This window comes from Vibrio sp. PNB23_22_6 (genome assembly GCF_052877535.1).
In genome coordinates this window covers 1-21,392 of sequence record NZ_JBNFXP010000034.1, presented here as the reverse complement: position 1 = coordinate 21,392, position 21,392 = coordinate 1, and the positions used below count along the sequence as shown (strand labels likewise).

19 protein-coding genes and 3 pseudogenes are annotated in these 21,392 nt (G+C 39.0%); 10 read left to right on the top strand and 12 right to left on the bottom strand.

Annotation, left to right across the window (positions count from 1 at the left end):
• Genes ACVA54_RS18425 through ACVA54_RS18415 form a run of 3 tightly spaced genes read right to left on the bottom strand, consistent with a single transcriptional unit; the run spans position 1 to position 2,361 of the window.
• Entirely contained in the window at positions 1-729 is a 729-nt protein-coding gene (locus ACVA54_RS18425) for a nucleotidyltransferase family protein (protein WP_446596712.1), read from the bottom strand.
• A complete protein-coding gene (locus tag ACVA54_RS18420; protein ID WP_446596702.1) occupies positions 722-1,312 on the bottom strand; it encodes a D-sedoheptulose-7-phosphate isomerase in 591 nt (196 codons plus the stop codon). The genes ACVA54_RS18425 and ACVA54_RS18420 overlap by 8 nt, the downstream gene beginning before the upstream one ends.
• Entirely contained in the window at positions 1,300-2,361 is a 1,062-nt protein-coding gene (locus ACVA54_RS18415) for a GHMP family kinase ATP-binding protein (protein ID WP_446596703.1), read from the bottom strand. Before ACVA54_RS18415 ends, ACVA54_RS18420 begins: the two co-directional genes overlap by 13 nt.
• A 113-nt stretch (positions 2,362-2,474) precedes the next feature.
• Here ACVA54_RS18415 and ACVA54_RS18410 point away from each other — a divergent pair, with 113 nt between their 5' ends.
• Together ACVA54_RS18410 and ACVA54_RS18405 are read left to right on the top strand one after the other, a co-directional pair.
• Entirely contained in the window at positions 2,475-3,605 is a 1,131-nt protein-coding gene (locus ACVA54_RS18410) for a glycosyltransferase (RefSeq protein ID WP_446596704.1), read from the top strand.
• Positions 3,606-3,692: 87 nt separating this feature from the next.
• On the top strand, positions 3,693-4,991 hold the full coding sequence (locus ACVA54_RS18405) for a putative O-glycosylation ligase, exosortase A system-associated (RefSeq protein WP_119464472.1): 1,299 nt from the start codon (positions 3,693-3,695) through the stop codon (positions 4,989-4,991).
• 9 nt (positions 4,992-5,000) lie between these two features.
• Here the strand turns inward: ACVA54_RS18405 and ACVA54_RS18400 are convergent, their stop codons facing one another.
• From ACVA54_RS18400 to prsK, 4 genes are all read right to left on the bottom strand, one after another.
• Positions 5,001-5,972, bottom strand: coding sequence for a site-specific integrase (locus ACVA54_RS18400; RefSeq protein ID WP_446596705.1), 972 nt, complete (start codon positions 5,970-5,972; stop codon positions 5,001-5,003).
• A gap of 949 nt (positions 5,973-6,921) precedes the next feature.
• The gene (locus tag ACVA54_RS18395; protein ID WP_446649833.1) at positions 6,922-8,190 is read right to left on the bottom strand and encodes a hypothetical protein; all 1,269 of its coding nucleotides are present in this window, start codon (positions 8,188-8,190) and stop codon (positions 6,922-6,924) included.
• A 73-nt stretch (positions 8,191-8,263) separates the two neighbouring features.
• Positions 8,264-9,601: a PEP-CTERM-box response regulator transcription factor gene (gene prsR, locus ACVA54_RS18390; RefSeq protein WP_446642738.1), complete on the bottom strand. Its 1,338-nt coding sequence runs from the start codon at positions 9,599-9,601 to the stop codon at positions 8,264-8,266.
• Between the two features lie 70 nt (positions 9,602-9,671).
• Complete coding sequence (gene prsK, locus ACVA54_RS18385; protein WP_446642739.1) at positions 9,672-11,696, bottom strand: XrtA/PEP-CTERM system histidine kinase PrsK; 2,025 nt, start codon at positions 11,694-11,696, stop codon at positions 9,672-9,674.
• Between the two features lie 370 nt (positions 11,697-12,066).
• Here prsK and ACVA54_RS18380 point away from each other — a divergent pair, with 370 nt between their 5' ends.
• From ACVA54_RS18380 to ACVA54_RS18370, 3 genes and pseudogenes are all read left to right on the top strand, one after another.
• Complete coding sequence (locus ACVA54_RS18380; RefSeq protein ID WP_446596709.1) at positions 12,067-13,104, top strand: glycosyltransferase family 2 protein; 1,038 nt, start codon at positions 12,067-12,069, stop codon at positions 13,102-13,104.
• 11 nt (positions 13,105-13,115) lie between these two features.
• Positions 13,116-13,880, top strand: a complete 765-nt coding sequence (locus ACVA54_RS18375) for a hypothetical protein (RefSeq protein WP_446580717.1) — start codon at positions 13,116-13,118, stop codon at positions 13,878-13,880.
• Positions 13,881-13,979: 99 nt separating this feature from the next.
• Positions 13,980-14,720: pseudogene (locus ACVA54_RS18370) on the top strand (IS30 family transposase).
• A 37-nt stretch (positions 14,721-14,757) separates the two neighbouring features.
• On the opposite strand, the pseudogene ACVA54_RS18365 reads toward ACVA54_RS18370, so the two are convergent.
• Positions 14,758-15,128: pseudogene (locus ACVA54_RS18365) on the bottom strand (NUDIX hydrolase).
• A 242-nt stretch (positions 15,129-15,370) separates the two neighbouring features.
• Here ACVA54_RS18365 and ACVA54_RS18360 point away from each other — a divergent pair.
• The gene (locus ACVA54_RS18360) at positions 15,371-15,643 is read left to right on the top strand and encodes a type II toxin-antitoxin system TacA family antitoxin (RefSeq protein ID WP_075172915.1); all 273 of its coding nucleotides are present in this window, start codon (positions 15,371-15,373) and stop codon (positions 15,641-15,643) included.
• Positions 15,640-16,137 (top strand): GNAT family N-acetyltransferase, encoded by a 498-nt coding sequence (locus ACVA54_RS18355; protein WP_446619386.1) that lies wholly within the window; start codon positions 15,640-15,642, stop codon positions 16,135-16,137. The genes ACVA54_RS18360 and ACVA54_RS18355 overlap by 4 nt, the downstream gene beginning before the upstream one ends.
• 153 nt (positions 16,138-16,290) lie before the next feature.
• On the opposite strand, the gene ACVA54_RS18350 is transcribed toward ACVA54_RS18355, so the two are convergent.
• Positions 16,291-16,887, bottom strand: coding sequence for a glutathione S-transferase family protein (locus ACVA54_RS18350; protein WP_119464479.1), 597 nt, complete (start codon positions 16,885-16,887; stop codon positions 16,291-16,293).
• 67 nt (positions 16,888-16,954) lie between these two features.
• Here ACVA54_RS18350 and ACVA54_RS18345 point away from each other — a divergent pair.
• Positions 16,955-17,308: pseudogene (locus tag ACVA54_RS18345) on the top strand (transposase); the annotation flags it as partial.
• A gap of 22 nt (positions 17,309-17,330) precedes the next feature.
• Here the strand turns inward: ACVA54_RS18345 and ACVA54_RS18340 are convergent.
• From ACVA54_RS18340 to ACVA54_RS18330, 3 genes are all read right to left on the bottom strand, one after another.
• Positions 17,331-18,026, bottom strand: a complete 696-nt coding sequence (locus tag ACVA54_RS18340) for a hypothetical protein (protein ID WP_446619664.1) — start codon at positions 18,024-18,026, stop codon at positions 17,331-17,333.
• 638 nt (positions 18,027-18,664) lie between these two features.
• Positions 18,665-19,063, bottom strand: coding sequence for a hypothetical protein (locus ACVA54_RS18335; protein WP_446619665.1), 399 nt, complete (start codon positions 19,061-19,063; stop codon positions 18,665-18,667).
• A 709-nt stretch (positions 19,064-19,772) separates the two neighbouring features.
• A complete protein-coding gene (locus tag ACVA54_RS18330; RefSeq protein WP_038899652.1) occupies positions 19,773-20,297 on the bottom strand; it encodes a hypothetical protein in 525 nt (174 codons plus the stop codon).
• A gap of 234 nt (positions 20,298-20,531) precedes the next feature.
• Here ACVA54_RS18330 and ACVA54_RS18325 point away from each other — a divergent pair, with 234 nt between their 5' ends.
• Positions 20,532-20,804, top strand: a complete 273-nt coding sequence (locus tag ACVA54_RS18325; RefSeq protein ID WP_017420534.1) for a type II toxin-antitoxin system TacA family antitoxin — start codon at positions 20,532-20,534, stop codon at positions 20,802-20,804.
• Positions 20,801-21,298 carry a GNAT family N-acetyltransferase gene (locus ACVA54_RS18320; protein WP_185891283.1) on the top strand — a complete coding sequence of 166 codons (498 nt, stop codon included), beginning with the start codon at positions 20,801-20,803 and terminating at the stop codon, positions 21,296-21,298. Before ACVA54_RS18325 ends, ACVA54_RS18320 begins: the two co-directional genes overlap by 4 nt.
• Positions 21,299-21,392 lie beyond the last annotated feature (94 nt).

Genomic DNA, 21,392 nt, shown 5'->3' with positions numbered 1-21,392 from the left:
TTATGATTTTGACATTTCATGTTGAAGTTTAGCAAAGTCCAACTTGGCCTTTTGGTAGTCCTCTGGAACGCCAATATCGATAAAATAACCATCAGAAATAGAAGGCAGAACATTGTGAGTATGGATAACGCTATCCAAAAACTCGTTTTCAAAAGAAAATGTGGATTGTTCCGGGAGTTCATTACGCAGATGAGAATGAAACAAATAGACACCGGCATTAATCAATCCAGAATGACCGTTCCTCTTTTCTTCAAAGTCCGTTATTTTTTCATCGGACACCTTTACCCGTCCATAACGGCTTGTGTCATCAATGCTTATTAATGACATAACAAGGTCAGCGTTATTGACTGTACATTTGGCGTACATGTCAGTCAGGTCATACTCAACCAAGGTGTCGCCATTAATAATCAGCGCGAGCTGCTCAGTAGGCTGGGATAAATGCCCCATAGCTTGTTTGATTGCTCCACCGGTACCAAGAGGAGAAGACTCAACAGAATAAGTGATATCTAGACTATTATATTTACAACCAAAGTGCTCAATAATGACCTCTTTTTGGTAAGACACAGCTAATATGACCTTTGTCACACCCTGCCCTATCAGGTAATCAAGTATATACTCCAGAAATGGGCGGTCAGCGACACTGACCATCGGCTTAGGTAACTGACCGCTTATTGAGCGCAACCTCGTCCCCAACCCGCCACAGAGGATTATCGCGGTAATGCTATCCATACTTTGCACGGAAAAGTTCCTCTTCTACGTAAGCACAAATTATATGACCAATGAGAATATGGCTTTCTTGTATTCGTGGCGTATGTGAGGATGGAACGCTTATACAGATATCACATGCATCTTGAATCTTTCCTCCAACTCCCGCCAAGCCAATTGTCGTTAATCCATTCTGTTTCGCGGATTCAAATGCAGCCAATATATTTGGAGAATTGCCGGATGTACTGATGCCTATAAATATGTCACCAGCCATGCCATTGGCTTCAATCTGACGTGAAAACAACTTTTCGAAACCGTAGTCATTGCCTATTGCAGTTAATATGGAAGTGTCAGTCGTTAGGGCAAGAGCTGGCAAACCGGGCCGATCAAACTCAAAACGGCTCACAAACTCTGCGGCAATGTGTTGAGCATCAGCTGCGCTCCCTCCATTGCCAGCCACCAGAATTTTTTGTCCATTTTGATAGGCGGCCAAACAGGTTTTCGCCGCTTGAACAATGTTTTCATTTATCGAAAGGCATGAAAGTAGCGCCTGCTTAGTTTCAATGGATTCAGCAATGTGTTGCTGTATAAACTCTAGACTGTCCATGATTGTGTTCCTTGCTGGGTGAAACGGAAGGGCTGTATATGCCCATCTAATTCATTCAATGCTCTTTCTACATCTAATCGTCGAATAGGGTCGACAAAGAGCATCATGAATCCCCCGCCCCCGGCTCCAGATATTTTAATGGATTTTGCACCAGCGCTAAGCACTTTATCCTCAATTAACTCTATTTGTTGAGTCGAAATAGCGGACGATGTTGATTTCTTCGCATTCCATGCATCCTTCAGAAGATCAGCCATACCATCAATATTGGATTTGAGCAGGCACTCTTTCATTGAGTATGCTAAATGTTTTACTTCATGCATCGCTTGAAGAGGCTTTTTATCTTCAGAATTGGTTGTCTTTACCTGATCATCAATAATTCGAGCCGAAGAGCGCGAAACACCAGTAAAGAACAAAATAATTTGGCTTTCAAGTTCATTCAATATGCTTTGTCTGATGCGCAAAGGATTAACGATGACACGCTCGTTGTCATAAAACTCCATAAAGTTAAAACCACCAAAGGTTGTCGCATATTGGTCTTGACGACCACCAGATAGCTGACAATCCTTACGCTCAATTTCATAAGCAAGCCTGGCTACGTCATACTCTCCAAGCGGTAAATTTAATAATTGCTGATAAGCACTAATTATCGTCACAACCATTGTTGAGGATGAGCCAAGCCCACTACCAGGAGGAGCATCAGAGTATGTATAGACTTTTACCGGTAAAGGTTCATTGTTGTTAAATTCACGAACAATGCGATTGTAGATTGCTTTGTGCAATAGTAGTTCACCACTCAACGGTAGCTCATTCGTTAATGGGGAATGAAATTTCTGTTCGATATCTTGCGCGATAAAGGTGATACCGTCATGGTGCTCCTTGAGCTCAATGGTACAATTGGCGTACATATCTATCGTCGCGTTTAATACGCACCCACCGAATGTATCGCAATAAGGAGAAATATCAGTACCGCCACCGGCAATCCCTAACCGTAGGGGAGAACGTGCTCTTACCAACATATTAAAGTCCTTTTCCAATAAGTCATACAGCATATTTACGTCCAACATATGTAGTTAAAGACCATAACCAATGATTTTGCAAATTTTCGAATCTAGTCCTAGAGTTACCATTAGGCAATGGAATGTATTAAAGACAGAATGATTGTATGGTTAAGGAAGAAAGAATTCATGTATGTCATCTGGTCTATAGTTTCGATATCGGCGGTTTGGAACGAGTGATCGCGGACTGCATTAAAACACTAGATCAAGAACAATATAGGCACAGTATTATTGCGCTGACGGAAGTTGGTGCATTTGCTAATGAAGTGGAAGAACACGCAAACTTTTACTCACTACACAAGACAAAAGGTCATGATTTTTCAATACATCTAAAGTTGTTTAATCTCATCAAAAAAATCAGACCAGATATACTGCATAGTTACAATTTATCTACGATCGAATATCAATGGCTAGCGTGTATAGCTAGCGTCCCACTTAGAATTCATGCTGAGCATGGAAGAGACTCATATGACATTCATGGAAGTATAAAAAAGTACCAGATATTGAGACGGTTAATGAGTCCATTCATCAATCATTTCGTTTCTGTTTCCTTAGACCTACATAATTGGATGTTAAATGATGTCCGTCTACCAGTTAAAAAGTTGAATCTAATTAGGAACGGGATCGATACTAAATATTATAACCCTAGCTTTGCAAGTAAAACCAATAAAGGTATTTATAAAGATAAATTTGTATTTGGTCATGTATCTAGGCTACATCCAATAAAAAACCAATGTTTTCTAATAGAACAATTTTATCAGGCATGCTCAGCAAGTAATAGTTTCAAAGACAACTGCTTACTTGTTATCGTTGGTAGTGGGCCTGATAAAGATAAACTCGAAAAGCAAGCTTTACAAAATGAAAGTTTGAAAGGAAAAGTGATATTTACTGGTTCAAAAACAAACGTCAGAGATTATTATGGAATGTTTGATGTATTTGTTATGTCATCCATAGCTGAGGGTATACCGATGACACTTCTCGAATCTATGGCAATGGGACTACCTCACCTTGTGACATCCGTTGGTGGAATTAAAGAAGTAATCCTGAATGAACAAACAGGGCTAAGCTTGGAAAACAATGAAAAACATACATACTATCTGAAGATGATTGACCTATTTAATGATAGAGAACGTCTCCATGCTATGTCTAATAAAGCAAGACAAAGAATTGTTTCTGATTATAGTCAAGACAAGATGGTAGATGCATACAATATTATCTATAAAACGGTAGCGAATTAGTATGGAAAGCTTTTTATTTGCATGCTGCTTAGTTATGGTGGTCTTCGTCTGTATTAGAGCGAACAAAATTGAGGATGATGAAGACTGATGAGGGACTTAGTATTTATAATATTTTTTGCCATAATCTTATTCATTTCATTTAGAAAGCCTTTTATTGCTGTATCCATTTGGTTGTGGTCAGGAATATTTGTTCCCATATACTGGCTATACGGATTCGCTGAAGCTATCAGATACAACGTAATATTTGCTGGAAGTGCGATTATCGCTTACGCCTTTTACAAACAAAAGCCAAGTGTTCATTTCGACTCTCTGTTTTTTTTAGTTTTGATATTTTTCTTACATACGACAATAACAACAAGTATGACTTTGATACCACCATCTGTTTCATGGATTATATGGGATAACTTTTTCAAAGTTATTCTGCTGTTTATATTTATTTATTTAACAGTTAGAAATATCAATCACTTCAACCTATTGATATGGATCATTGCTCTATCGATTGGTTTTTTTGCACTTGTTGAAGGTTTGAAGTTCATAAAATCTGGTGGCTTTCACCAGGTTCACGGAGCTTATGGTCATATTTTAGGCGATAACAACCATATGGCATTAGCTATTCTTATGGCGATACCATTGCTTATTTATTTAATTTCTTATACACCGGAAAAGTGGCTAAGAATAGGTCTCATAGGGCTTATATTTGTATGTGTTCTGGCTGTTTTAGGTACAAAATCCCGTGGTGGCTTTATTGGCCTGTTAATTGTTGGTGCATATTTTTGGGTCAAATCTGAAAAAAAATTACTTGCGACTGTTGGATTTGCCGCATTAAGTTTCATTGCTATAGATCTACTCCCAGACAAATGGTTTGAACGTATGGAAACCATTCAAACTGCTGAAAGCGACGGATCTTTCGCTACTCGACTCGTTTCTTGGAAAATACACACCCTTATGGCGTTAGAGAGGCCACTTATTGGAGGTGGATTCCGAGCACCTCAATATGGCCATATTTGGCGAGATTTAGCGTATGATTTTGACAAATTAAGTTTTATTCGATCTGCGCCTCCGGGTGATAAAGGTTGGGCGGCACACAGTATCTATTTTCAAGTGCTAGGAGATCACGGCTTCGTTGGTCTATTTTTGTTTTTGATGATCATCATTTTGGCCTTTTTGAAGCTATCATCAATTGAAAAATACTTTAAAGGTCATTGGCAGTCTAAATTAGCACGAATGATAAAAGTTTCGTTGACGGCTTATTGTGTGTCAGGAGCAGCTGTATCGATGGCATATTTTGAACTGTTTTATGTACTTCTTGCTATGATTATTTGTTTATCTACTCTAAAAAAAGAATCACAAATGCAAATTAATACGGAGCGTATCACTGCACTTTAAAAATTTCTCCTATAGTTTAAAGCGTGTATTTAATCGTACCCTCGCATCTTTTAATCGCTCCAAGTGGCGATGGTCATACTGCTGCGTTGTAGTAATACTTGCATGCCCTAAGGCGTCTTTTAATGTACCTAGATCCTCACCACATTCCAGCATACTGGAGGCAAAAGTTCGGCGTAAATCATGGGGAGCGAACGCATCTTGTATCATTGCTAGCTCACGGCGGCGCTGTAAAACATAGTATATCGCCTGATCGGACAGCCGGTTTTGTGTCACGTCATTGTGACGTCTGATACGGGTAAACAAAGGTCCGAGGTACTCACCTCTCACTTTTTCAATCCATTGCATTATCCGCTCCCAACTTTGAGCCGGTAGGTAAACTCGCCTTTGTTTATTTCCTTTTCCATGTACGATCAATGACATATCTCGAAATGACAGATGTGCGAAATCAAGCGCAACAACTTCGCTTCTTCTTAATCCTGCACCTAACATTAAACTGATTATCGCTGCGTCACGTATGGCTATTACGTCTACTTTTTGATCGAGGTGATGAAATATCTTATCTATTTCATCGTTGTCTAAAGAGCGGCCTTTGGGTATACGATGACCTTTAACTGATTTAACCATTCTGATCAGAGCTAGGGTGTCTGAAGAAATAAGTTTCATCATGAAAGCTTCGTTAGCAACGCCCTTTAATGCGGCTAAGTAAAGATTTATAGTCCTTGGTGCACGACCCAGTTCTAAAAGCTTATCAACGATAAATCTCAAGTGGACATTACTGAGTTCGTGCCATCCCCAATTTTGAATATCTTTACCTCCAAAATGTCGAACCGATGAGTTGAGACATGATGCAACGGTGCGTCGGCTTTTACGACTCGGCAAACTTTGTAAATACGAAATAGCAGGATTTCTAGTTTGATGACCAGCTACTAAAACTGCGTTTTCGTTCTCTTGGTACTTTGCAAGCGATGTTGTCGTAATCATTGGTTCACAATCCTCATTTCGTTTGTTGACCATACTTGCCTTATACACTGTTAAGTTTCCAACTGAAATTTATCCTAGTTGAATACTAACAAAATCGCTAGTTCCTGTAAGCTACTTTTGAAAATATACATTTACATAAGTAGAAATTAATTTGAATTCATGTAGAACGGAAAAACAGTATTCTGCCATCATAAGAAAATAAACTTGACTCACTAAAGTGACGCTGTAACTAGTGAAATCTTACCAAGTTGAACCTATGGAAGAAGGTGAAACTAAAATTGTTATAAGACAGAGCAATGCCTGGTTGAGCTATCATGTATAACTCAAAGTAAGGGAGTAAGTATCGTCAACGATTTACAAAGCCAAAGTGGATTATCATTGCAATACCTTGATCATCGTAGCTATTTATCAACAAAGATTTATGCCACATTTCAACTATCGCTTTGCTAGCTTTATAACGAAATTTTTTTGGAGCTCGTCATGTATTAGAGATTTACGACTGCGTGGTCGAGAGAACAAGGACATAATAATTTCTTGGTGGCAATCGATGGTAAAATGAACAAAAACTTTCGGAGCGGTATTAATACGTACTAGGCTGCCAATCTCCACGCGATACATTTCTGCCCATTTTGGGCTATCATTCCTTCATGGAGATGGTAACGACATCAATTTTAGAATTTTTGGTACATTGATTGCGCACGTTCTCTGCCATTTCATCAATAGAAGTTGGCGACTTTGCTCAAGGCAAATATCCATTGCCTGGTATTTCAACGGCTGTGATTTTGTGGTGTGGCAGTTCGCTTTGCAAGTACTGAGGAAACTTTCCCCAATGAAAGACGCATCGGAACAGTCCTCTAGGTAATATGATTGCCGATCTCACACACTACTGCGTTACAGCGTCACCTTGATAATAACATCCCTTATGAAGGCAATTACTATTAATATTTTCTCATACCAGATATACACTTTGGATCGCATAAAAAATAGCATTTAGGTTATTATATGCGATGCTGATAATCAGAAGCCCAGCTAAAAGGCCTGCCTTTTTTAATGGTAACCCCTTGAATCCAAATGCGATAATGATCGAAGAAGCTAACATCGTGTGCCCTGTATACAAGAATAAGCTGCCACGATCCTGATATTCAACATGAAAAAGCATAGTGATAACCAACCAAACTGCAGCGATAAAAAGTAAAGAGTCTCGGTGTATGAAAGCGCGTATATATAACAACAAAGCGCTTAACCCTATGTAACCAATAAAGCTAAATTGACCAGTACGAAAATCAGCCATCAACTTGTCAGGACCAATTTCTACAACATGATGAAAAGGTGCAACAAAAGTATGTACCAAGAACGTAGTCATAATTGATAGCAAACCTTGTTTCTCGCTAGGTCGGACAACGGACCAGAGAGTCCGTTTTATGACTTCTACAGGATTAGAAAGTATCTCGATAATACTTTGGTAATAGCAGATGAAAAAAAGTGTGCCAAATAAAAGTAGGAAGCGAGCAACCCCGCTAACCAGATACTTATATAAATCCTTATTGTTTAGACTGTTTTTTTTCGTTGTCAGCAAGCTAGCTTCAAGCAGTAGTATGAGTAACAATAGATAGGTAGTGGTTCCTATTGCCATCGCATACACAAAAATTTTTAACCATGTGACTTCTAAGCCAGGTTTATTGTAACTTTTTACGTATAGATAATAACAACATGAGATCCAGAACCCAGCAAGAACATACGAATCCAGAACAATACCATTGACGAGAAAAGTAGAACTACACAACATGAATAATGTCATTAATGAAGCTTTAAATGCACATTGAAGTATTTCAAAAAATATAAAGTAAGCGACAATAATCAATCCAATATGGAATATAATGCACACGAATATAACGCTTATTTCAGGACTTATCCCGAAAAACTGAAATATTTCACAAGGCAAACGATACAAGTAAAGAAATGGGTGCTTTATTAGTAATGGAGGAGATTCGTGTGCGGCCTTTATCTTCCAATCGTAAGATGAATAGCCGAGTGTTTCGATAAACCAAGCTTGGTCAAAATCAAATACTGTATTGATATCATCATAAAATCCGATACTAAGAAGATATACATTTATCAGCAAGAAAAAAGCTGTAGCTAAAGGGATAATAAAAAAAAACAATATTACATTTTCTTTAGCTGATTCGGTAATTTTTGATTTAATGATGGTAACGTTCACTTTATAACCCTAATAAGTCCAGCTCTAAAAAATAGACTAAAGAATTAAATTTTTTCTTGCCAATTAAGAACAACTAAGAATTCTTCAATGCGTATTTATCTAAAAGTTGATAAAGAGTCGGCCTAGTGATTCCTAAGTACTTCGCTGTATTTGATAAATTCCCATCACAATAGGTCAATGCTTTTGATACGGCTTCTCTTTCTGCTTTATCACGGGTGACCTTGAGATTGAATTCTATTGTCGATTGATTTGAATTTAGCCCCAAATCTTCGGCAGATAGTAGTTTAGACTCACTCATTAATGCTGCTGACTTAATTTTATTCTGTAATTCTCGAATGTTACCTGGCCAATGATAAGATAGGATCGCATTCATGGCTTCATCGCTAAATCCATTCAAGTTCTTTGATAACATGTCAGCAGATTGGTTTAATAGAGTTCTGCTGATAGTAAGTACATCTTCGTTGCGCTCTCTTAATGGCGGAATATCGATAATAATTTCGCTAATACGATAGAATAAATCTTCTCTAAAAGTCTTTTCTAACACCATTTCTCTTAGATTTTGATGCGTGGCACATACAATCTTGATATCGACAGATATTTGATTTCTTCCGCCAACTCGTTCAATAATCTTATCTTGCAAAAAGCGTAACAGTTTGGCTTGCAATGAATAGGGCATATCGCCAATTTCATCCAGGAATAACGTCCCACCGTCGGCACATTCTATTTTACCCGGTGTTGTTTTCTGCGCTCCTGTAAACGCTCCTTTTTCATAACCAAAAAGTTCACTTTCTAATAAGGTTTCAGGTATCGATGCACAATTTATTGCAACAAATGGCTTATCACTTCGGCTGCTTTTACGATGAATTTCTCGTGCGATGAGATCCTTACCTGTTCCACTTTCACCTAACAATAACGTTGTCAATTCAGTTGGAGCGACTTTGTCAATCATGGATTTAACTTTCATCATCTTAGGGCTGGAGCCAATGATAGGTGTATCGCTACAATCGACAGCATCAAGCTTGGCATTCTCTGATTCTAACGTTGAAACCAGAAAAGCTCGATTAATGATGACGGTCAGTTCTTCATCGTTAATTGGCTTTTGATAGAAGTCATGGGCACCTAACTTGATTGCCTTAAGTGCATTCTGGTTGTCATCGTTTCCTGTGATTACAATGACTTTACAGCTCGGGTTCAACGACAAAATTTCTTGTAAAGTAGCAAGCCCTTCGCTCGCGTTTTCTTCATCCGGAGGCAAACCCAAATCTAATGTGACCACCCTAGGTGTAAATCGTCGAAGGGATGAGATCGCCAACGACCTATCATTGGCAAATACAACATCATAGTTATCTAGTGTCCATTTTAACTGCTTTTGAATACCAATATCATCTTCTACGACGAGTAGCTTTTCCATCACACCTTCCTCTGGCACAACTTTCACTTTTATACACCATGACTATTATTCTGATTATAGTAGAGTTTTATTAGTCGGTTGGAATATATACATCAAATCTTGACCCGACCCCCTCAACCGAGCTGACTTCAATGTACCCATTTAACTGCTCAACAAATTTTTTTGCATCATACGCCCCAATACCCATACCGGCGTTGCCTTTAGTTGTATCAAAAGGCTTAAACAACCGCTTGGTAACGAACTCTTCAGACATACCAATACCATCATCTTCAATACTGACAGCAAAGAATCCTTTCTTATTAATTCTCGAAACTGTTACACATCCATCTGGCTGAGTTGCATCTTGTGAATTTTGTATTAGGTGAGAGAACACATTCTTCATCCGTTCTTTATCTGCTTCTATAAATACCTTCTCATCAGGTCGTATGTCGCAAATGGGTGAAGGTGATGCGTTCTTTCTTTCAGTGCAAGCTTGCAAGACAATTTCGCACAAGTTGGTTTTTTCTATTCCGCTATCTTGGACTCGATGTTTTCTTAGGTGTGATAACACTTTGTTTAAGCGTGACGCCGCAGAGTCAATAGTCACAAACGCATCGTCAATGAATTCAGGGTTGTCTTTGTGCTTTATCGCATTCTTAGAAAGTAATTCAAGTTGAGCCAATACATTTTTTAAATCATGAATGAGAAATGTTGACATTTGATTGAATGCAATAAATTGTTCATTTTCCGCCAGTTGTGTGCTCGTGACATGTAGATTGATAAAGACTGAAAGTTGTGTACCTATAACCTTCATCAAATCTCTGTCCTCAAAATCAAGTTTACTAGTGCTATTGATTTTTGATATTAAGAAAACAAATTTTAAGTTTCCCGATCCAGAAACAGGAACAATATATTTTATATCACCCACATTCTCGATATCTTCATGATTGAACTCAAATGGCATGGAAGTTGGTTTACTCTTAGCCTCATCGATATCAACTATCCAATCGTGTTCAATTGCTTGCCTCGACAAATTAGCCAAGTTCTCTTGATAATAAAGTGAGACAGCATTATTTTCAGCACGTTGAATTAGCCTGTCATTCTTAACTTCATACAAAAGTCCTTGTTCACAGTTAAAAGGTTTCATCATTGAAGTCAGCGCAACGTGATAAGGTGTGGAACTATCGCTTTCTAACGTTGCGGAAAATTTCATCCACTCTTCACGGTAATCATATTTGTTTTCATAAAAATGTTTAACAATGAAAACTTTTAGTTGGCTTCTCAATGATTCAGATAAGAACAGACTAACCAAAACTGAACAGCTAAGTGCCAGGAAGACATACTGAGCAATGTTACTCCAGCTATACCCCAAATATTTGATCAAGTAGCCAGTAAGCGCCATCACTAATAAGTATCCCCCTGATACTATTAACAACGTACTATGAAAAAGAATATCTCTTGATACATAAATTCGAATAGACCACTGTTGGAATCGTCTTACAGTAAGAAGAATGAATGGAATAGCAATTAAAGAAACCCAGCCACGACCATATAAAAAGCTCTCGTCAATCCGTTGGATAAGCAAAGCATCGGAAAAAAAGGCGAGATCATAGGTATAGATTAAACCAAGACCTAAACATAGCGGCTTAACCTTCCAGCGATGAACCTTTGCTGTGCGACGATAGAGTTGCTCGATCAAGCAAAGAATTAAAATCGCTTGACCGAGGTGAAGGATGAGGAATACCTCGTATCTTCCCGTGCCCCCTCCAAGGCCTGTTTCTATGATTAAACACAAAACTAACAACGTCGAAATGCACACTCTAAGCTTACTGCCTGCAACCAAACGGAAGAATTGTGCATCACGATCTAATATATTGACCAGTATGGCTATCCACATTGCGTTTCTCAATGTTTCTAGGCTAAACACGTAGAGCGCAAAGTTTCCATAGTAGCTTTGCACCGCAAAGCCCGCTGACCACACTCCTCCAACCGCAAATGTAGCTGCAAGCAAAGTTCGTTGCTGTGACGTTGTTTGTGTAAAGATCAACAAAAGAAACGAAAATAGATACGCGACTCCTGACAAAGAGTAGCCCACTGTCCCTAGCCAATTTTCCACAGCCAATATCCTTGTTAACTGAGTTTCTCAAAACGTTGCTAATTTTAGAGTTGCCACACTACACTTTAGACTAAATCACTAATCTATGCTTAATCCATGGTTTACGATAGACATGTCTTGTCATATGAAGCAATATCGAGAGATAGGTACATTATTACTATTGATAAATTGGTGATGTATAGATCGGCTATGGTGTTAATAGTAAAAACTATTCTTACTATCTTTTCAAAGATCTGGTGTTATAGTTAAATGTAGAATTTTAACATGAACTAGCTGAGTGTTAGGCCCCGTTCTAGGTGATGCCGATGTACTTAAATGTTCACTCTGTGAGTTCTGTGTACTCGCTAATTCGATTGGGAAGAGTAATTTTATGGATAATAGTACATCACAAGTCCCTTTTTTCTCTGTCATTATACCTACAAGAAATCGACCGATTTTGTTCAAACGTGCTCTTGAATCTGCGATCAACCAAACATTCGATAATATAGAAATCATTATTGTCAATGACGGTAGTGATGACAAATCGATGAAAATGTACAAAGAGATAGAATCAGGCTGCCAAGCTAACGTCAGGTTTTACAATCTCATACACAGACCTAAAGGCCATGGTTCAAGTTACTCACGTAATTATGGTGCACAAGTATCCAACGGTCACTACTTATGTTTTCTAGACGATGATGATCTTTGGATTGATAATGAGCATTTAAGTACTGCACATGAATCAATTATATCTCATACTGAAATCGTTGATGCTTATTACACAAATCAGAAAGCATACGATCCAAATGGCCAGGAAAGCAGCAAATGTATATGGCTTGAAGATTTAATTTCTCGGTTCGAGGATACTAAGCAAGACAACCTTGGAAATACGGTTTTAGATGTGACCCATTTAACTAAAAGCAATGGATTTTCTCATCTTAATTGTTCAATCATCCGTAAAGAATTTTTTGAAAAAATAGGTGGTATGGACGAGGATATTCGTTACGAAGAAGATAGAGATCTTTACTTGAGAACGATAGACTTAGCACAAGGAATAATATTATTCAGTCCAAGGTTCATAGCTAGACACAACATTCCAAACGCTAAGAAAAAAGATAATGTTTCTACCGTATCATCTGATATAGAAAGATTTATTTACCAACTTAGAATGTATAACAAAGGATTAATCTTTTCAAAAACATCTAATGTAAGGGATGTTTGCATTAGAAATAAAATGTATATTTTAAAAAAATTGACGGAAGAGTTATATAGAAACAAAGATTATGAAAAAAGTGCATCGTTTTCAAGACAAGCGTTAGGTGTTCGATTTAGCTTAAAATGGTTTCTATTCTCTTTGTATTTAAGTGGTTTAACTTTAATATATAAAGTCAAAAACCCTACTTCAGAACAGTCTATACGTAACATTTAAAAGGAATTAACATGTTAGTCGAAGCTATTAAAAAACCAGCACTTTTGTTACCGAAAAAACACATCATTCTTATAAGCCATATGCGAGCAAATACTACTTTACTAGGGCACATTTTTGGCAGCCATCATAATATATCAGGATATTATGAGCACCATATTGGTTACTACAGCTGGAAAAGCTTGATTAGAAAAAAGATAAAGTTCTCTCGTGAAAACCCAGCAGAACCTGTAACGGATTACTATTTTGACAAAATTCTGCACAATGAACACCATATAAAAGAATCTATTTTTCAACAAGATAATGTGTCTCTTTTCTTTATGTTAAGAAGACCAGATATGGCTATAAAAAGCATCGTAAAACTCTACCAAAGAGTCAATCCAAGTCACGATTTTGCGAGAGTGGACCTTGCAACTAAATATTACATAGAAAGACTAAGCGAAATAGAAAACATAGCTGTTAAATACGCCAAAATGAAAGATGTATACTACCTAGATTCCGAGACTATAATAAATAACACTGATTATACATTAAATAAAATCTCTCATTGGTTTAATTTAAAACCAACTCTTAATTCAGAATATAAACTTTTTGAACTGTCTGGAAAAAGAAAACATGGGGATTCCTCGGAAAATATAAAAAATGGATTCGTTAGCAAAAAACCTTCTAATTATGAAAATATCATAATTGAAGATGAACTGTCCTTGAAGGCTGAAAACGCTTACCTCAAGACAAAGAAAAGAATTTTATGCTTGGCAAAATCACAAATAACCCTCTAATTGTGACCTTGGATTCAAGTACGAAGTGCGACACCTCTGAACATAAAAACAGTGAGATGCGATAATCATGAAGTTTGCTCCCGCCAAGAAGTAAAAAACATGAAATACACGCACCTCACTGAGCACGAAAGGTGTATGATTTCTGTACTCAGAAAGCAAGGAATTAGTACCACTAAAATAGCTAAATAACTGGGTCGTCACAAAGCCACTATCTATCGAGAAATTGAACGTAATTCCCGATACAACAGACACTTTAAAGGTACTCCTATCAAGCATGGAGACCCCAACAAATGGCTCGTAATCGACTGAGCCGGTCACGCAGAAACAAGCTCTACAACGAAATCGACTTTAGGTTGCCTGGTGCCTTGCTACGACTGGATTGGAGTCCTGACCAAATCGTCGGATACCTAAGGGTAAGAGGCTATCCAACAATGAGCCACGAGTTCATTTATCAGCATATTGGGAACGACAAAATGACTGGCTACACTTTTATTGGCCAATTAGACGACCGAACGACGGGATCACTCAATGTGGGAATGAGCAAAATCATGACCCGCTCTGATTTACCTTTTAAAACTATAACTGCTGATAACGGCACTGAATTCCATGGTTATGCACAACTAGAAAAACATTTTTACTTTGCAAATCCATACCATTTATGGGAGCGAGGCACTAATGAAAACATCAATGGCTTGATACGACAATACTTACCAAAACGAACTTCTATGTCATACGTGACACAGAAGCTCTGCAATGAAATTGCACACAAAATTAAATATGCGCCCACGCAAAAGGCTTTGGTATAGAACACCAACGGAGTATATTCATGCGCATCTGTAAAAAGTGTTGCACTTCAAACTTGATACTAAGTGTTGGCTTAGTGATTCTCTATAAATTCGATATCAGCTCGATAAAAATCACCAAGTGGAATAGCACTTGGCTAAAACCAAAAGCAAGTTTGCTGCCTTACTTCATCAATCATTTGAGGTTCAGTATCATTACCCGCACGTAAAACAACATAATGAATTTCACCACCAAAATCATTTTTAGCTTGATGACTACCGAGTCGCATAAACCTTACAGTCCCGCTTCTTCCCACAGCTCTCTAACTGCTGCTTGATTACCTGACTCACCAGGGCCAATAGAACCACCGGGGAATTCAAATACCATCCCTTGCCCTCGTCTAAAGCGCTTTTGGATAAGAACTTTTCCATCTCTTACGACCACGCCCATTGCAATATTTTTCATGTAAACTTTCCTTGTTCTTCTAAATACACATAACGCCGCGTTAAGTGGTGAGCAACGCAATAGCGATGCTTCCGCATACAACCTTAATCACTAAAACCGACGCATAGTAAAAATGCCACGCGTGCCGAATCACTCTTAAATTGTTTGTTAACTTGCGTGCCAAAGTGACACAGAGATTGCTTATTGCATACTTTAAGACCATAATACACATGTGACATTTTGACACAACAGGAGATAACATTATGGCTACTACTTTGCCTCGCATCACCGCTAGAGTTGATGTCGATACACAAGACTTACTTACTAAGGCTGCCGCGATCGCCGGCATGTCTAGCATCAACTCGTTTGTTCTAAGCGCTGCAATCGAAAAAGCTAAACAAGTCATCGAACGTGAACAGGCTTTAAAACTGAGCCAAGCAGATGCGATATTGCTCATGGAAGCTTTAGACCGTCCTGCAACACAGAACTCAAAACTAAAAGCTGCTGCTGATCGATACGAGAGCAAAACTCAATGATGAATACGGTACTTCTAGATAAAGCTAAACACGATAGAAACCGATTCAACTGCGGCATCGATGCTCTCAATAATTACTTAAAAGTAATGGCGAGTCAGCAAGCAAAGAAGGACAACACCAGAACGTTTGTTTTGGAAGATGATAGCGACAACTCACATGTCATCGGCTTTTACACGCTAACAATGGCACCAATTGACTTAAAGGCATTTCCTGATAAGTTACAAAAAAAGCACCAATCATCCACCTCTGGTGGTCTGATTGCCCGTCTTGCCGTCGATGACCGATACAAAGGGAAAGGCTTTGGCGAGTGGCAGCTTATCGACGCACTCAGAAAGCTATTAGCAGCTAGTGATAGCGTTGCATTTCCAGTTGTTATCGTTGACGCCAAAGACGGTGCGAAACACTTCTATGAACGCTATGGTTTTCAAGCATTTGAAGACGCAGAACATAAACTCTTCATCACCATTGCTGATGTGAGAGCAAGCTTAGGCTAGTTAACCGCTAGCCTACAGCAAACTAACGCCGCGTTAAGTAGTGAGCAACGTTACCACCTAACCTAAACCATTGCACCGTAAACACTTAAGCTGATTGAAACCAAAAATGCCCCGCGTTGCGAATCCGTCTTAAAGCGTTTGTTATGCGGTTGGTTACGCCATGCCCACATAGCCCTTCATTGATGAAACCCTACCTAACCATTTTACGATATTTGGAAAGCTATCAAGGCTAAAGCCCCCCTCATGTGCGACGTGAGTATAGGCATACAAAGCGATGTCTGCGATAGTTACACAGTCACCAACTAAGAATGAAGACTTACCTAACTGTGATTCCATAATCTGTAGCGCTTTATTGCCTCCAGATTGAAGAGAGTTATATTCATCAATTCGCTCTTCCGGCATACCCTGATATTTTTGTATGAACCGAGCGACAGCAATATAAGGCTCATGTGAGTATTGCTCAAAGAAAAGCCACTCGAACACTTTTGCTTTTTCAAACCGAGTTTCAGGCAAGAATGCTGTACTTTCAGCGAAATAACTTAATATTGCATTTGATTCACTCAAAACTTGCCCATTATTCAAAACAACGGTTGGGATTTTTCCGTTAGGGTTTAGAGTAAGAAACTCGGGTGTTTGAGTCTCTTTTTCCAAGATATTGACGTGTTTCCACTCATGCTCAATCTCTAGAAATGACAACAGTAGTTTTACTTTCAAGCAGTTACCAGACTGCAAATCTCCATATACAATCACTACATTCTCCGTATTTATTTTTTTAAACCGCATAACGCCTTGTTAACGGGCAAAAAACCAGTGTGCCATCGAAAACATCGCTGCGGCATCGATAATCAGTAATGTGCCTGAGTTAGGTTACATCACCAATAAGCAAGCTGCTTCTCTCATTGGCGTTGCCCCAATAACGAGAGAAAGTGGGCGCTACAAGGGCAAGCGAGTAATCCAAGGTGGACGTGCACAAGTACGGACAGTTTTATATATGGCGATGATGTCTGCCATGCAATGTAATCCAATATTTAAAGCGACTTATACTCGTCTTGTTGCTACTGGAAAACCTAAAAAAGTTGCCATCATAGCCTGCGTTCGCAAGATGGTTGTGATACTAAATTCTATGTTAAGAGATGGCGTCATGTGGGATGAGAACATAGCGAAAAATTAGCTATTGACGCCATAGTCGTTTGTTAAGTTTCTTTGTACCAATAGTCTCCACCTTTCGAAATGATGTCGTCTTGAAGTACCTTTTTATTCAAAGTATCAATTTTTTCGTCAACAAAAGACTTCACATGCTCAACTAAACCTCGAAACTCAGCGAGATTTTCTAACGTATATGTGTCAGGTTGCCCTAACTCACGAGTAAAGTAAGGAATAGCCCCTTTTCTTCGCTTTGTATCCAAAGCTAATACAACTTTGACTTTTTCTACCTTCTCCGCCCCACTATGTGCAGCAAAGTTGTTCCGCATATCAATAGCAGATTGATGTTTCTCTTGAAAATCTTCATCAAGATTCTTCTTTTCAAGTTTGACCTTTCGACCTTCGCAAGTAGCGAAACACTTCGCATAAAAAGTTAACGCTGCCACAAACAACCCTTTAATTAAATTGTATCTCGTTCGGTCATGACCAGACTTTCTGTGTTTCGGATCTTGAGCAAGTTTGACATCCGCTTTCATCATCGACTCTATTTCATTGAGCCATACTGCAACACTACGTAAATCTTTTTCAATCAAGGTATATGAAGCTAAGACCAGAGCTTTAGGTGTCGTGATCTCAACTCTTTTGGCTTTAACTCGCTTATAGTAATAGCGATTGTAAAAATCTGATGTTTCTGTGTCTAATACAGTTACTTTTGACCAACCATCACCTAAATCATCGTACTTCATTACTTCTCCAGAAACTTAACGCCGCGTTAAGGGGTGAACAACGCCACCACCCAACCTAACTCATTGTGCCGTAAACACTAAAGCTGAATCAAACTGAAAATGCCAAGCGTTGAGAATCCCTCTTAAACGCCTTGTTATAACTACATTTTCCTTAATGGTTGGCATGCTAATAGAAAGAAGCAAAGTGCAAATGTGCCCCCTGCTGCAGCCAAGTAATTGAGGTCAGCGTAGTGTACCAGTAACGACATAACTGAAGGGGCGATAAAAATAACTGCATATATGAACAACCTGACCGACTTTAGTTCTTGTGAACACTTCTTACATGTTATGTGTTTATCCAGGCTTATTGTCAACTTGGCACCAATAGAAATGGGCGCGTTACAATTTGGACACTTAAACATACTTACTCTCATATGTATCTGATTTTAATGTAATACTAGACTAGTCATGAGAGTCGAACCGTGCAAAGAGCTAAGCAGGTAATTCGAGGGAGTTCAAATCGGACGGTAGTTATAACGCCCGCTTAAGTGGTGAGCAACGCAACACGATGCCTCCGCACACCACCTTAATCACTAAACTTTCCGCAAACCACCAATGCCACGCGTTGCGAATCCGTCTTAAAGCGTTTGTTAGCTGAATTAATCCCAAAGGGCTTTGATTTCACTCTTTATAACTTCGATAGTAAGTTCAAGTTCTTGGTCTACTAAGTGAGCCACATCTTTCGCGTCCCTTAATTTAATCAGTTCAGGTCTTAGCTGAACAAGATGCGCCAATACATTTATTTGTTTTTTTATCTCTTGCAACTGAGGCTCAAGCATCAAAAATTCATCATCTGACAATGAACCAATATCTTTCAATTCAACTTTAAGCTTAATGAGCAACTCCAATACGTTATTAAGCTGATAGGAAGTGGCTTGGTTATTAGTTACCTTTTTTTGAAATTTAAAATTGTCTTTAGATACTTGATATGAAAACCACGCAGCAGCGGCAGCCGCTAATGTTGAAATTGCAGATAAACCAACAAAAAATATTTCCATTACCACCATACTCCTATGTTTCTTTATTCAGCTAACGCCCTGCTAAGGGGTGAGCAACGCAATACCGATGTTGCCGCATACCGCCTTAATCACTAAATTCAACGCACAGTAAAAATGCCACGCGTTGTGAATCCCTCTTGAGCAGCTTGTTAGTGCGCAGCCCTTAAAGCTTATGGCACTCGCCAAGATACTGAAATATAGCACGAAACTTATGGTGTAATACGCGAAAGCTAAACGGACAACTGCCAATCTTAAACCAATACTCAAAACGCGAGTTGGCTAGAAGAAGAACACGCAAAACTCGATGATTTTCAGCACCTTTAAATTTGCAAAGGAGACTGACTTCGAGCTTTCCCGACGACACCAAAGAAACGATTTTTCGCCGCGAAACCATCCGAGACAAAGAAACCGCGCCAGTGAAATTGACCGAAAGTTAGAAGCCGTAAACGACGTTGGCAACGCAATCACTGCGCATCTAGTGCCACCGGAGAGAACGTGAAAGGCACATTTGAGCCGCTGTAAAGCAGAGCAAAGAAACCAATAAACACCAAATTTTACAACCTTTGATGCCCATCCCGTACTAACGCCCTGTTAAGGGGTGAGCAACGCAATACCAAAGCCGCCGCATACCACCTTAATCACTTAAACCAACGCATAGTGAAAATGCCACGCGTTGCGAATCCCTCTTGAACAGTTTGTTATGTTTGTTCTAAATTGATCTCTTATACATCAACTGCTTACACATAGACTTTAAAGCTTTTGAGGCATTTTTGAGATTTTCCCTAGACTCAACAAGCACTTCATCACCCAATACTTCACCTCTAGCAATTTTTCCACTAACTGAAGCCCAAAATACTGGAAGTATATCTATGTCATAGTCAGCCTTGCTAAATGGTATTTCTGGGAAATAAAGAGCAAAAAGCATTTCAATTTTACCTAATGTAGCTTCTCGCTTAGCGTATGTTAATTCGTTGTATCCGTGATAGCCCGAGTCTTTCCTGTACGTACCTTTTTGTATATCCGTAATAAGGTCATCTGACGCATCCAAATACTCGATCACGGTTATATAGAGCTCTTCAATCTTCTCAGCATGCAATTTCTTTCGTTCACGCTGATTGTTAAAGCGCTGATTTAGCAACAAAACGGTTATTGCGATACATGAAGACACGACTATCGATATGAACTGAGACTTACCTGAAGATGTGCTAAATGCATCTAAAATCCACTCAAACAATTATTAATTACCTCTAAAAACATAACGCCCAATTAAGGTGTGAGGCACGCAATACCGATGCCACCACATACCACCTTAATCACTAAAATTAACGCATAGTAAAAATGCCAAGCGTGCCGAATCACTCTTAAATTGTTTGTTAGTTTGCGTGCCAAAGTGACACAGAGATTGCTTATTGCACACTTTAAGACCATAATACATGTGTGACATTTTGACACAACAGGAGATAACATTATGGCTACTACTTTGCCTCGCATCACCGCTAGAGTTGATGTCGATACACAAGACTTACTTACTAAGGCTGCGGCGATCGCCGGCATGTCTAGCATCAACTCGTTTGTTCTAAGCGCTGCAATCGAAAAAGCTAAACAAGTCATCGAACGTGAACAGGCTTTAAAACTGAGCCAAGCAGATGCGATGTTGCTCATGGAAGCTTTAGATCGCCCTGCTACACAGAACTCAAAACTAAAAGCTGCTGCTGATCGATACGAGAGCAAAACTCAATGATGAATACGGTACTTCTAGATAAAGCTAAACACGATAGAAACCGATTCAACTGTGGCATCGAAGCTCTCAATAATTACTTAAAAGTAATGGCGAGTCAGCAAGCAAAAAAAGACAACACCAGAACGTTTGTTTTGGAAGATGATCGCGACAACTCACATGTCATCGGCTTTTACACGCTAACAATGACACCAATTGACTTAAAGGCATTGCCTGATAAGTTACAAAAAAAACACCAATCATCCACCTCTGGTGGTCTGATTGCCCGCCTTGCTGTCGATGACCGATACAAAGGAAAAGGGTTTGGTGAGTGGCTGCTTATTGACGCACTCAGAAAGCTATTAGCTGCAAGTGATAGCGTTGCATTTCCAGTTGTTATCGTTGATGCCAAAGACGGTGCGAAACACTTCTATGAACGCTATGGTTTTCAAGCATTTGAAGACGCTGAAAATAAACTCTTCATCACCATTGCTGATGTGAGAGCAAGCTTAGGCTAGTTAATCGCTAGCCTTTAGCAAACTAACGCCCTGTTAAGGGGTGAGCAACGCAATACCGAAGTTGCCGCATACCGCCTTAAACACTAAAACCAAC